The organism is Streptomyces sp. NPDC096311 (assembly GCF_044763085.1).
GTDB lineage: Bacteria > Actinomycetota > Actinomycetes > Streptomycetales > Streptomycetaceae > Streptomyces.
Genome location: NZ_JBIWFN010000017.1, coordinates 1 through 14,714, shown reverse-complemented (window position 1 = coordinate 14,714; position 14,714 = coordinate 1). Strand labels below are relative to the sequence as shown.

Here is a 14,714-nt window from a genome sequence, read left to right as displayed (position 1 = left end):
AGTTCGCTTCCTTCTTCCTCTTGCTCAGGCACGTGCCCATGGCAACTCCACGGGCCCGTGCCACGTCATCCATCAAGGGCCGGGGGCTCGTTGTGCGCCGGGATGCGGCCTCAGCCGCGCTTGCGGAGTTCCTGCGCGATCACCCTGGAGATCTCCCGGATCGGCGCGGCGGCCGTCATATCGGTGTGCGCGCAGTCGACGTCGTAGTTCTCCAAGGAGCCACCGACGTGCGGCTCCCACACCGAGAAGTCGACGCCGTGCTCGGCGGCGCCATCCGCCACACGCTCTGCGGCCGCCGTGAAGAACACGACGTCGCCGTCGAAGACCGACGGCGTGAACCGGCCCGCGAGCCGCGTCCCGTTCACACAGGCTGCCAGCAGCCGCGCCAGCATCACCTCGTCGAACCCGGCCAGCACCCCGCCCTGCCCGCGCAGCAGCGCGATCGCCTCGGACAGTGACGGCTCGTGGCCCTCCTCGTCCGACGCGTCCACCAACCCCATCCCCTGAAGTAGGCCACGTAGGATCCGTCGCTCCCCGGCCTCCTGGTCGGTGGCGGTGACCGCCTCGGCGGGCTCCACCGCCGGATAGCCGTCCAGCAGCGCGAGCAGTGACACCGTCTCGCCCTGGTCCTGCAGCGCGGTCGCCACGGCGTGCGCGATCACCGCTCCCAGGGACCAACCCAGGATCCGGTACGGCCCGGCGGGCTGCACGGTGCGCATGTGCGCCACGTAGTCGGCGGCCATCTCCTCAATGCTTTGGGGGAGTTCAGCGGGCTCGGCGATACCGCGCGCCTGCAGACCGTACACGGGCTGGTCGGGCTCCAGGTGCGGGAGGATTCCCGCGTACGGCCAGCTCAGTCCGCCCGCCGGGTGCACGCAGAACAGCGGCGCCGGACCGGATCCAGCAGGCCTGGTGGCCTCACGCAGCGGCAGCAGCACCCCGAGACCGTCATGGCCACCGCTCTCCGTGCCGAAGCGGTGGACTAGCTCTGCCACCGACGGGGCCTCGAACAACGCCCGTACGGGCAGCTCCGCCCCGAAGACCGACCGGATGCGGCTCACCAGGCGCACCGCCGACAGGGAGTGCCCGCCCAGGGAGAAGAAGCTGTCGTCGATCCCCACCGACGCGACCCCCAGCACCTCGGCGAACAACCCGCACAGCGCCTCTTCCTGGGGATTGCGCGGTGCCCGGCCCGACAGCGTGGCGGCGCCCGGTTCCGGCGCGGGCAGCGCACGACGGTCCAGCTTTCCGTGCACGCCCACCGGCAGCACGTCCAGCTCGACGATCGCCGTCGGCACCATGAAGTCCGGTAGCACCGCGGCGAGCGAGCGCCGCAGCGCACCCGGGTCCGCCGACGCGCCTGCGGCCGCTACCACATAGGCGGCGAGCACCTTCTCGCCGCGCGCGTTCTCCCGCACCGCGACCGCAGCCCGCTCGACCTCAGGCAGGGCGGCTAGGGCCGCCTCCACCTCGCCGAGCTCGATGCGGAAGCCGCGCAGCTTGACCTGGTCGTCGGCGCGCCCCACGAACTCCAGCTCACCGCCACGGCGCCGTACGACGTCGCCCGTGCGGTACATTCGCCCGCCCGCCGGGCCGTACGGATCGGCGACGAACCGCTCCGCGGTCAGACCGGGGCGGCCCGCGTACCCGCGCGCCACCTGGGGGCCCGCCAGATACAGCTCGCCGGGCACGCCCTCCGGAACCGGCCGCAGGCGGCCGTCGAGGACGTACGCTCGCATGCCCGCGACCGGAACGCCCAGCGGCACGACGGACTCACCGGACACGGCGGCGTCGGGCCCCACCTCACGGTGGGTGACCTGCACGGTCGTCTCGGTCGGGCCGTACAGGTTGACGCACGGCATGCCCCAGACGCGGGACACGCGCTTCACGATCGCGCCCGGAAGCGGCTCACCGCCCACGAACAGCCGGCGCAGCGTCGACGTTCCTCCGGTAGCCTCCGCAGCGTCGCACACGGCGGGGACGAGGGAGGGCACCAGCTGCGCGACTGTCGTCCCGTTCTCGCTCATGTACGCAGTCAGGCGCTCCGGATCCGCCGCCACCGCCGCCGGGACCACCTGCACGGTGGCTCCGGACACCAGGGGAAGCCAGAGCTCCCACACGGAGGCGTCGAAGCTCGGCGAGGTACGCGCCAGCACCCTGTCGCGCCCGTCGAGCGGATACTCCCGCGCCATCCACCGCAGGTGCCCGCCGATGCCCCGGTGTGTGGCCACGACTCCCTTGGGCTTGCCGGTGGAACCGGACGTGTAGATCACATACGCGGGATGGTCGGCGCACAGCGCCGCTCGCCGTTCGGCGTTGCTCAGGCCGCCGGTCCCCGGCCCCGACAGCTCCTGTTCGAGGTCCGCCAGGCGCAGCACGGTCACATCTGCGTCGTGCCGCCCGGCGACCGCCTCGTGCTCCGACCCGTCGGTCAGCAGGACGACCGGCTTCGCCTCGGACAGCAGCAGGGCGATGCGGTCGGCCGGATACCCCGGGTCGACCGGCAGGTACGCGCCCCCGGACTTGGCGACGGCGACCATCGCTACCAGCAGCTCCACCGAGCGGGGCAGCAGCAGCCCGACGACCGACTCGGGGCCGACTCCCCGGCCCACCAGGAGCCGGGCCATGCGGTTCGCCCGAGCGTCGAGTTCGGCGTACGTCACCTGGACGCCGTCGCCGGCGACCGCCACGGCGTCGGGCGTCCGGGCCACCTGCTCCTCGAACAGCGCGGGCAGTGTGTCCGCCAGCCGTTCAACGACCGGGGCCTGTTCCCCGACGAGTTCTCGTCGCTCGTCCGCGGTGAGGGTGTCCGCGTCACCGATCGGCCGGTCGGGTTCTGCCACGAGGGCCGCGAGCAGCCGGGTCCACCGGTCGGCGAAGACGCGGACCGTGGAGGCGTCGAACAGGTCGGAGGCGAACTCCAACCCGCCGGTGATGCCGACCGGTGCACCGTCGGACGCGTACTCCTCGCGCAGCGCCAGCGACAGGTCGAACTTCGCCACCGCCGACCGCGCCGATTGACCGGTCATCGTCACGCCCGGAAGGAGCAGTTCGGCCCGGGTGTTGTTCTGAAGGGCGAGCATGACCTGGAAGAGCGGGTGGCGGGACATCGACCGCGCAGGGTTCAGCACCTCGACGAGGTGCTCGAAGGGCACGTCCTGGTGCGCGTACGCTGCCAGGTCCGTCTCGCGTACGTGCTCAATCAGCTCACGGAACGTCGGGTCGCCGGACACGTCCGTGCGCAGGACGAGCGTGTTGACGAAGAACCCGACCAGGTCGTCGAGCGCTTCGTCGGTACGGCCGGCGATCGGCGAGCCGATGGGGATGTCCGTACCCGCACCCAGACGGGACAGGAGAACGGCGAAGGCCGCCTGGAGAACCATGAACATGCTCGCGCCCGACTCACGCGCCAGCGCGACCAGCTCCGCGTGCAGCCCGGCGGCGACGTCCACCGGAACACTGTCGCCCCGGTACGAGGCCACCGCGGGCCTGGGCCGGTCCGTCGGCAGCTCAAGCTGCTCCGGCAGACCGGCGAGCACCCGGGTCCAGTGCGCCAACTGGGCACCGAGCACGCTGCCCTGGTCGGACTCGTCACCCAGCAACTCCCGCTGCCACAAGGCGTAGTCCGCGTACTGCACCGGAAGCGGCTCCCACTGCGGAGCGCGCCCCTCGGTGCGTGCCGCGTACGCCGTCGTGATGTCCCGCGCCAACGGCGCCATCGACCAGCCGTCACCCGCGATGTGGTGCAGCACCACGAGAAGGACATGCGTCCCATCCTCGGCGACGAACAAGGAGGCCCGCAGTGGCAGTTCCCTCGTCAGGTCGAAGCCTCGCGACGCCTCCTCGGCGAGCCGCTCCTCCAATTCCGGCGCCGACCCCACCTCGACCGCGGGGAGTCCGATGCGCGCGTCGTCCGCCGACAGGATCCTCTGGTACGGAACACCGTCGGGGCCCTCGGGGAAGAGCGTGCGCAGCGACTCGTGCCGCTCGACGACGTTCTGGAGGGCTGTCTCCAGGGCGGTGCGGTCGAGTCCACCCGTCAGCCGCAGGGTGATGGGCAGGTTGTACGTGGACGCGCTCGCCCCCTCGAACCGGTTGAGGAACCACATGCGGCGCTGGGCGAACGCCAGCGGCAGCCGCTCGGGGCGCTCCATCGGGGCGAGCGGCACCCGCGCCGTGTCGGCCCGCCCGATGTGCCGGGCGAGCTCGGCGACGGTGGGCGACTCGAACAGGGCCCGCAGCGGCAGCTCGACACCGAGGACGGTACGGATGCGGCTGACGACGCGGGTGGCGAGCAGCGAGTGCCCGCCCAGGTCGAAGAACCCGTCGTCGATGCCGACCGTCTCCAGGCCGAGAACCTCGCCGAACACCGCACACAGCACTTCCTCGTGCGCGGTGCGCGGCCCGCGCGAGGCGGCCTCCGAGGCGTACTCGGGGGCGGGCAGGGCCCGGCGGTCGAGCTTGCGGTTGACCGTCAGCGGAAGATGGTCCAGGACCACCACGGCAGAGGGGACCATGAACTCGGGCAGGCCCTCACCGACGTACCGCCGCAGCGCGGACGGCTCCGGCTGTTCGGCGCTGTTCGCCGGTACGACGTAGGCGACCAGTCGCTTGTCCCCCGGCCGGTCCTCACGCGCGAGGACCGCCACCTGGGCGACCTGCGGGTGGGCGGCCAGCACCGACTCCACCTCGGCCGGCTCGATCCGGTAGCCGCGGATCTTGACCTGGAAGTCGGCGCGCCCCAGGAACTCCAGCGTACCGTCCCCCCGCCAGCGGGCCAGGTCACCCGTGCGATACATGCGCTCACCGGCGGTGCCGTAGGGGTTGGCGACGAATCGCTCGGCCGTGAGGCCAGGGCGGTTGAGGTAGCCGCGCGCCAGCTGGGCGCCCGCGAGGTAGAGCTCACCGGTCACGCCCACGGGGACGGGCCGGAGGCCGGCGTCGAGGACGTAGACCTGGCTGTTGTCGACCGGCGCACCGATCGACGGGGACACCGGCCAGTCGCCGGAATCGCCGTGCAGGGCCAGCGTCGTGACGACGTGCGACTCGGTGGGCCCGTAGTGGTTGTGCAGCCTGCGCCCGCCCGGCACCGCCGCGAAGAACTCCCGCACCCGATCGTGCAGGGTCAGGGCCTCGCCCGCCTGCGCCACGTCACGCAGCTCGGGCAGTGAGAGCCCGAGCTCGGCGGCAGCCCCGGCGAGGGCCTCGACCATCAGGTTGGGGGCGAACAACTCGTTCACCCGGTACCGGTCCAGCCAGCGCGCGAAGTCGCCGGGGTGGCGGCGTACTTCGTCGCGGGGAACGGCGAGGGTGCGTCCGGACCAAAGTGTGGTGAAGAGCTCCTGCGCCGCCACGTCGAAGCTGATCGACGTGAAGTTGGCGGTGACCACCCCGACACCCTCGGGACGAGTCCGCTCGTGCCAGGCCAGCAGATTGACCATGGCGCCGGAAGGGAGGACGACGCCCTTCGGGCGCCCTGTGGAGCCGGAGGTGTAGATCAGGTAGACAGAGTGCTCGGGCCGCAGGTCCTGGACCTCGACCGGACCGGAAGCGACCTCGGCCAGGGTCTGGGCGAAGCCGGGTGCGTCGACGACGATCGCCTCGGGGGACACGTCGGCGGGGATGTTGTCCACCGTGCCGGTGGCCGTGATCACGGACACCGGGTCGGCATCCTCGAACATATACGCGATCCGATCCGCCGGGTAGTCCGGATCCACGGGCAGGTAGGCGGCACCGGTCTTGACCACGGCCAGCAACGCCACCGGCAGCCACTGGGAGCGCGGCAGCATCAGGGCCACCGTCTTCCCCGGTCGCGCACCCGCACCGCGCAGAACGTGCGCCAGTCGGGTCGATGCGGCGTCCAGCTCCGCGTACGTCAGCCGCACGTCCTCGAAGACGACGGCCAACGCATCCGGAGACTGCGCGACGCGACGCGCGAACAGCTCGGGGAGTGACACCCACGGTACGTCCACCGCTGTGTCGTTGAAGGCCGAGACCAGCTCCGCACACTCACCCGCCGACAACACCCGAGTGGAGCCCACCCGCACGTCCGGGGACGCCACGACCTCGGTCAGCAAGCGGACGAACCGCTCCACCAGACGCACGGCCGAGGAACGGTCGAAGAGGTCGGTCGCGAACTCCAGCACGCCGGCCAGTCCCGCGGGGGCACCCTCGCCGTTCCGTTGCTCGCTCATGGTGAGGAAGAGGTCGAACTTGGAGCTGGTGCTGCTGGAAACCTGCCCGATCATCTCCAGTGAAGACAGCCGCAGCTCGGCCCGTGTGTTGTTCTGGAGGGCGAGCATGACCTGGAAGAGCGGGTGGCGGGACAGGGAGCGCGTCGGGTTGAGCACCTCCACCAGGTGCTCGAAGGGCACGTCCTGATTGGCGTAAGCCGCCAGGTCCGTCTCCCGCACCCGCCCGATCAGCTCACGGAACGTGGGATCACCGGACAGGTCCGTGCGCAGCACCAGCGTGTTCACGAAGAACCCGACCAGATCATCCAACGCCTCGTCCGTACGACCCGCGACCGGCGAACCGATCGGAATGTCCGTCCCCGCACCCAGCCGCGACAGAAGCGTGGCGAAGGCCGCCTGGAGCACCATGAAGACGCTCGCGCCGGACTCTCGGGCGAGCAGGACCAGGGACGCGTGGAGCTCCGGGCCGAGCTCCACTGCGACGCTGTCACCACCGAATGTGGCCACCGCGGGCCTCGGACGGTCCGTCGGCAGCTCCAAACGCTCCGGGACACCGGCAAGTGTCCGTGTCCAGTAGGCGACCTGACGGCTCAGCACGCTTTCCGGGTCAGACTCCTCGCCCAACAGCTCCCGCTGCCACAACGCGTAATCGGCGTACTGCACCGGCAGCGGATCCCAGGCCGGAGCACGGCCCTCGGTGCGTGCCGCGTACGCGGCCGCGACATCCCGCGCCAGCGGTGCCATGGACCAGCCGTCGCCCGCGATGTGGTGCAGCACCACCACGAGTACGTGACTCGCTCCGCCGACGTCGAAAACACTCACTCTCAGAGGCAGTTCACAGGTCAGGTCGAAACCGCGCCCGGTGAACGCGGCCACGAGGTCGACCAGCGACTCCTCCGTCGCGGACTCCATGTGCACGGTCATCAGACCGGCACCAGCCGGACGGATCTCCTGGAACGGAACACCGTCCGCCCCCTCCGGGAACACCGTCCGCAGCGACTCGTGCCGTCCGACGACATCCCCCAGCGCCGCGGCCAGTGCCGCGCGATCCAACACACCGTCCATCCGTAGCACCACCGGCATGTTGTACAGCGACGCCGACGCACCCTCGAACCGGTTCAGGAACCACATCCGACGCTGCGCAAACGACAACGGCACCACCGCCGGCCGCTCCACCGCCACGAGCGGCGTTCGAGCAGGCCCGGCCTCGCCCATGTACGCGGCCAATTGCGCCACGGTAGGTGCTTCGAACAGGGCGCGCAGAGGCAGTTCCACTCCGAGAGCGGTACGGACGCGACTCACCACGCGGGTGGCCAGCAGGGAGTGGCCGCCCAGGTCGAAGAAGCTGTCGTCGATCCCAATCCGCTCCAGGCCGAGAACTTCCCCGAAGACCGCGCAGAGCACCTCTTCATGGGCGCTGCGCGGCGCGCGAGAGGTCGCCGCCGTCTCGTACGCCGGCGCGGGCAGGGCACGGCGGTCGAGCTTGCCGTTGGGAGTCAGCGGAAGGGCTCCGAGGACGACCACGGCCGACGGGACCATGAACTCGGGCAGGCTGTCCGCGACGTACTGCCGCAGTTCGGCCGAATCCGGCTGTTCAGCGCCATTCGCCGCCGTCACGACGTACGCGACAAGGCGCTTGTCCCCCTGCCGGTCCTCGCGGGCTATCACTGCCACCTGCGCGATCCGCGGATGCGCCGACAGGGCCGACTCCACCTCGCCCAACTCGACGCGGTAGCCGCGGATCTTGACCTGCTCGTCGGTCCGGCCCAGGAACTCCAGGATGCCGGAGGCCTCCCAGCGGGCCAGGTCACCAGTGCGATACATCCGCTCCCCCGGTGCCCCGAACGGGTCGGCGACGAACCGCTCGGCGGTAAGGCCAGGGCGGTTCAGGTAGCCGCGGGCCAGTCCGGCGCCCGCGAGGTACAGCTCACCCGTGACTCCGGCGGGCACCGGTCGCAGCGTGCGGTCCAGGACGTACGCACGCGTCTGCTCCAGCGGCCGCCCCAGCGGCACAGGGCTGGTGACGTCGTCGGCTTCCCGCCATACGGTGCCCGTCACGCACAGGGTCGTCTCGGTCGGACCGTACAGCGTGCGCAGGTTCGTCTCGGGACAGTGGGTCAACACGTGGCGCATCGCGTCAGCCGAGATCACGTCGCCACCGGTGAGAACCTCCCGCGTACGGGAGAAGGCCGTGACCAGCTCTTCGGCCATGACGCGGAAGAGGCCCGCTGTGAGGTGGAGGTGCGACACCTCGTACGACCGCACCAGGTGGTCCAAGTCCGCCGCTTCCAGGGCGCCTTCGGGTGCCACCACGACGCGGGCGCCGTTCAGCAGCGGGACCCAAATCTCGTACACGGAGATGTCGAAGGCGTGCGGGGCGTGCATCAGCACGCTGTCCCCTGGGCCTACGTTCCAGCCCGAGTCCACGACGAGGTCCATGACATTGCGGTGCGAGACGGCCACGCCCTTGGGCACACCGGTGGAGCCGGACGTGTACATCACGTACGCCAGGGCGTCCGGAAGCACGTCCGCCTCGTCCGCTGCCGCATCGGTCACGGTGGTGGACTCAGCTGTGGAGGCGACGTCATCGATGACGAGGACCGCGACGCCCTTGTCCCGCTGCGCGGCGGCCAGGGCATGCCCAGCGAACGTCGCATCGGTCAGCAGGACCGGCGCGTCGGCCTCGTCCAGGACCGCTCGCATGCGTGCGACCGGGTAGCCCGTGTGCAGCGGTACGTACGTACCGCCGGCCCGGAGCACGGCGAGCAGAGCCGCGATCAGGTCCGCCGAACGCTCCATGAGTACGGCGACCGGGGTCTCCGCGGCGACACCGAGCGCGGTCAGGCGTTCGGCCACGAGCCGTGAGCGGGCGTCGAGTTCGGCGAACGTCCACCGGATTTCGCCGCCCTCGACGGCGACCGCCTCAGGCGTACGGGCTGCGGCGGCGGCAAACATCGCCGGCACGGTGGCCGACCCTCCGCTGATCGCCGATGCGTCGTTCTCGGACCGGGCCGGACCCTGCCAATCGACGAGGAGTTGGTGGCGCTCCTGCTCGGGGAGGAGTTCCAGATCCGCCAGGCGTGCGTCCGGGTTCCGTACGGCGTGGGCGAGGAACAGACCGAAACGCTCGACCATGCGTTCGATCGTGGTGCGGTTGAACAGATCGGTCGCGTACTCGAAGACACCGGCCAGCCCGGCCGCCTCGCCGCTCTCGGTGTGGCGCTCGCCGACGTTGACGGTGAGGTCGAAACGGGCGGCCGAGACGCGGGCCGCCTCATCGACTCCGGCCGACACGGTGAGGCCGGGCAGGCGCAGGTCTGCCTCGTCGTTGTTCTGGAGGGCGAGCATCACCTGGAAGAGCGGATGGCGGGACATTGAGCGCGCCGGATTCAGGACCTCGACGAGGTGCTCGAAGGGCACGTCCTGGTGGGCGTAGGCCGCCAGGTCCGTCTCCCGGACGCGCGCGATCAGCTCACGGAAGGTCGGATCACCGGAGAGATCCGTGCGCAGGACAAGCGTGTTGACGAAGAACCCGACCAGATCGTCCAGCGCTTCGTCGGTACGACCGGCGATCGGCGAGCCGATGGGAACGTCCGTACCGGCACCCAGCCGCGACAACAGCGTGGCCAGCGCGGCCTGGAGCACCATGAACACACTCGCACCTGACTCCCGCGAGAGTTCGACGAGGCGGTCGTGGGTCTGCGCATCGACCGCGAACGGCACCGTGTCGCCGCGATGAGACGCCACGGCAGGGCGCGGCCGGTCCGTCGGCAGCTCCAGTTCGTCGGGTACGCCGTCCAGAGCCGCGGCCCAGTGGGCGAGCTGGCGCGAAGCCAGGCTGTCGGGATCGTCTTCGCTGCCCAGCAGGTCGCGCTGCCAGAGGCTGAAGTCGGCGTACTGGATGGGGAGCGGCTCCCAGTCCGGGCCGCGGCCCTCGGCACGTGCCGCGTACGCGGTGGCGATGTCACGCGCCAGCGGCGCCATAGACCAGCCGTCGCCCGCGATGTGGTGCAGCACCACAACGAGGACGTGCGATCCGTCACCCATCGCCAAGAGGCGTGCACGAAGGGGAATTTCGGTGGTCAAGTCGAAGCCGGTACCCACAAGGGCCGCGAGGCGCTCCGCCAAGACCGAGATCTCCACTTCCTCCACCGTGAGTTCGGCACTCTGCGGGGCGTGGGGCACGAGGACGTGCTGGTAGGGCTCTCCGGCGGAGTTCTCCGGGAAGACGGTGCGGAGACTCTCGTGACGTACGACCACGTCATGGAAGGCGGCCTGGAGGGCAGCCTGGTCGAGGTCGCCGGTCAGGCGCAGGACGACCGGCATGTTGTACGTCGCTGCCTCTGCGCCTTCGAGGCGGTTGAGGAACCAGAGACGTCGCTGGCCGAACGACAACGGGACCTCTGCCGGCCGTTCTCCGGCGACCAGCGCGGTCCGAGCGCCCGCAGCCCCGCCTATCTCCTCGGCGAGTTGAGCGACGGTCGGCGTCTCGAACAGTGCCCGCAGCGGAATCTCGACGCCGAGGGTGGTACGGATGCGGCTGACGACGCGGGTGGCGAGCAGGGAGTGGCCGCCCAGGTCGAAGAAGCTGTCGTCGATGCCGACCGTCTCCAGGCCGAGGACCTCGGCAAACACCGCGCACAGAGCCTCTTCCCGCGCGTTGCGCGCAGCGCGTGAAGCAGCACTTGCCCCGTACTCGGGGGCGGGCAGGGCACGGCGGTCGATCTTGCGGTTGACCGTGAGCGGGAACGCGTCCAGGACCATCACCGCGGCCGGGACCATGAACTCCGGCAGGCTCTCACCGGCGTAGCGGCGCAGTGCGGCCGGGTCCGGCTGTTCGGCGCCGTTCGACGGGACGACGTAGGCGATCAGGCGCTTGTCACCGGGCCGGTCTTCCCGCACCAGTACCACGGCCTGAGCGACCCGCGGATGGCCGGTCAGGACCGCCTCGATCTCACCCAGCTCGATGCGGAAGCCCCGCAGCTTCACCTGATCATCCGCGCGCCCTACGTACTCCAGATTGCCGTCCGCACGCCAACGCGCCACATCCCCCGTGCGGTACATCCGCTCACCCGGCATCCCGTGCAGGTCGGCGACGAACCGCTCCGCGGTCAGGCCAGGGCGATTCAGATACCCACGAGCAAGCTGGACACCCGCGAGATAGAGCTCTCCCGTCACACCGGCCGGGACGGGCTGAAGGTTCCGGTCCAGGACGTAGGCGCGGGTGTTCCACAACGGCCGCCCGATCGGCGGCACCGCCACCACACCCCCCGCCAACGGATCACTCGCCGCCGAGGCAACCGTCGCCTCCGTCGGACCATACACATTCAACATCCGCCGGCCCCGCGCCCAACGCGCCGCGACATCCGGCGGACACGCCTCACCCGCCACGATCAACGTCACCGACTCCGGCAGACCACCCTCAGCCTCCAGCACCGGCAACACCGCCGGCGGCAACGTCGCATGCGTCACCCCCGACCGCACGATCAGATCCGCCAACGCCGGACCCGGCACCAGCTCCTCAGCCGACGCCACCACCAACGCCGCACCCGCCAACCACGCCGGCCAAATGTCCGCCACCGCCGCATCAAAACTCGGCGACGCAAACTGCAACAGACGACTCCCACCCGTCACACCCAGACGAGCAATATGATCCGCCGCCAAATTCGGCACACCCCGATGCGAAACCACCACACCCTTAGGACGCCCCGTCGAACCCGACGTATAAATCACATACGCCGCACCATCCACACCCAACACCGACAACCGCTCACCATCAGAGAGATCACCGGAAGCGAAACCCCTCTCGGAATCACGGACCAAAACCCGAGCGACACCCTCCGGAATCCCGATGCCGGAATCATCCACGACCACGACCGCAATCGGATCAGCGTCCTCGAGCATGAACTGCACACGCTCCACCGGATACTGCGGATCGACCGGCACATACGCACCACCAGCCTTCAACACCCCCAGCATCGCCACCAACAGATCCACCGACCGCGGCAACACCAACGCCACAACCGACTCCGGACCTACACCACGACCCACCAACAACCGCGCCAAACGATTCGCACGCGCATTCAACTCCGCATACGAAACAACCCCATCACCGCACACCACTGCAACGGCATCCGGAGTACGAGCAACCTGCCGCTCAAACAACACAGGCAACGGAGCCACCACCACATCAGACCCCACCCCCTGCCACCCCGACAAAAGATCCCGCCGCTCCCCCACATCAAGGATGTCCACCGACCCCACCAACACATCAGGATCAGCAACAACACCCACCAGCAAACGACGCAGATACACCACGAACGACTCAACCGTCGAACGATCAAACAAATCCGTCGCAAACTCGAAGACACCCGTCAGACCGGCCGGCGTGCCCTGCTCGGTGAACTGCTCCGAAATGCCGAGGGACAGGTCGAACTTGGCGGTGTCCGCGGCGAAGTCCACGAGGCTCAGGGTGAGCCCCTTGAGCTGGAGTTCCGCCTGCGTGTTGTTCTGGAAGGCGAGCGCGACCTGGAAGAGCGGGTGGCGGGACATGGAACGCGCCGGGTTCAGAACCTCCACCAGGTGCTCGAACGGCACCTCCTGGTGCTCGTGCGCGGAGAGGACGGACGTGCGCACCTGTGCGAGGAGTCCGCGGAAGGTGGGGTTGCCGGAAAGGTCCGTGCGCAGAACGAGGGTGTTGACGAAGAACCCGACCAGATCGTCCAGCGCCTCGTCCGTGCGGCCCGCGATGGGCGCGCCGATCGGGATGTCCGTGCCCCCACCCAAGCGCGACAACAGCGCGGCGAAAGCCGCCTGGACGACCATGAACATGCTCGCGCCTGATTCGCGCGCCAACGCGCCGAGACCGGAATGCAGTTCGGCGTCGATCTCCACGGGCACACGGTCACCGGCGTACGAGGCCGCAGCAGGCCGCGCCCGGTCCGTCGGCAGTTCGAGCTGCTCCGGGAGGCCCGCGAGCGCCTCGCTCCAGTGGGCGACCTGGCGGCTCAGCACACTTTCCGGGTCGGACTCCTCCCCCAGCAGTTCCAGTTGCCACATTGCGTAGTCGGCGTACTGGACCGGCAGCGGCTCCCAGTCCGGGATACGGCCCTCAGCCCGTGCCTCGTATGCGCCCGCGACGTCCCGCGCCAGCGGCGCCATAGACCAGCCGTCACCCGCGATGTGGTGCAGCACCACCACCAGGACGTGCGAGTCACTACTCAGGGAGAACAGGCGGGCGCGGATCGGAACGTCGACGGTCACATCGAACCCGACCTGCCGGAAAGAGACGATGAGTTCGTCCAACTCACCCTCGGACGTGGAGATCACGTCCAGCCCCGTCCATGCCTGCTCCGTGTCGAGGATCCTCTGGAACGGCGTGCCGTCCTCTCCCTCAGGGAAGACGGTGCGCAGGCTCTCGTGCCGCTCTACTACGTCGCGCAGAGCAGCGGCCAGCGCCTCGCGGTCGAGCTCACCGCTCAGACGGAGTGCGATGGGGAGGTTGTACGTCGAAACGCTTGCTCCCTCAAAGCGGTTGAGGAACCAGAGACGACGCTGCGAAAAAGAAAGAGGAATCATCACTTCTCCTGGGGGCGCGGCATCCGCCGCAGAGCGGGCCGGCGGGACTTCTCCGCTGCCCCCAACCGTTCACTGAGGCTGGCAACATCGGGAGCTTCGAACAGGGCCCGAAGCGGAATTTCTACGTTTAGTTCGGTGCGGATGCGGCTGGCGATGCGGGTGGCGAGGAGGGAGTGGCCGCCCAGGTCGAAGAAACTGTCGTCGATGCCGACCTTGTCCAGACCGAGGACTTCAGCGAAGACCGCACACAGGACTTCCTCGCGCGGATTGCGCGGAGCCCGCGAGGCGGCCGCGGAAGCGTACTCGGGCGCGGGAAGCGCACGACGGTCCAGCTTCCCGTTCGCCGTCACCGGGAACGACTCCAGCACCATCACCGCGGCCGGAACCATAAATTCCGGCAGACCCTCCCCAACAAACCGCCGCAGCCCAGACGGATCCAGATCCCCGCCATCTGCCTTCGGAACAACGTAGGCGACCAGGCGCTTGTCTCCCGGCCGATCCTCACGCGCCACCACGGCTACCTGAGCGACCTGCGGGTGCGCGGCCAGCGCCGCTTCTACCTCACCCAGCTCGACACGGAACCCACGGATCTTCACCTGGAAGTCCGCACGCCCCAGGAATTCCACCGTCCCATCAGAGGTCCAGCGAGCCAGATCACCCGTGCGATACATCCGCTCACCCGCAGCCCCGTACGGGTTGGCGACGAAACGCTCCGCCGTCAACCCCGGACGGTTGAGATAACCGCGCGCGAGCTGCACACCCGCCAGGTAGAGCTCGCCAGCAACGCCCACCGGCACAGGCTGGAGGTTGCCGTCCACGACATACACCTGGCTGTTGGCCACCGGCACACCGATCGACGGGAACACCGGCCACTCGGCCGGCTCGCCCTCCAACGTCAGTGCTGTGATCACGTGCGACTCGGTCGGACCGTAGTAGTTGTGC

The 14,714-nt window shown here is 69.5% G+C and carries 2 protein-coding genes; both read right to left on the bottom strand.

Features of this window, described 5'->3' with window-relative positions; translation table 11 throughout:
• Positions 1 to 110 precede the first annotated feature (110 nt).
• Positions 111 to 13,772: an amino acid adenylation domain-containing protein gene (locus ACIRA5_RS35965; protein WP_403698176.1), complete on the bottom strand. Its 13,662-nt coding sequence runs from the start codon at positions 13,770 to 13,772 to the stop codon at positions 111 to 113.
• Positions 13,772 to 14,714, bottom strand: a 943-nt coding sequence (locus ACIRA5_RS35960) for a phosphopantetheine-binding protein (RefSeq protein ID WP_403698174.1), incomplete at its 5' end; no start/stop codon positions are given. The genes ACIRA5_RS35965 and ACIRA5_RS35960, both read right to left, overlap by 1 nt.

Bases quoted from the DNA above. Each gene is read 5' to 3' on its own strand.
- ACIRA5_RS35965 (WP_403698176.1), bottom strand. From the start codon at position 13,772: ATGATTCCTCTTTCTTTTTCGCAGCGTCGTCTCTGGTTCCTCAACCGC.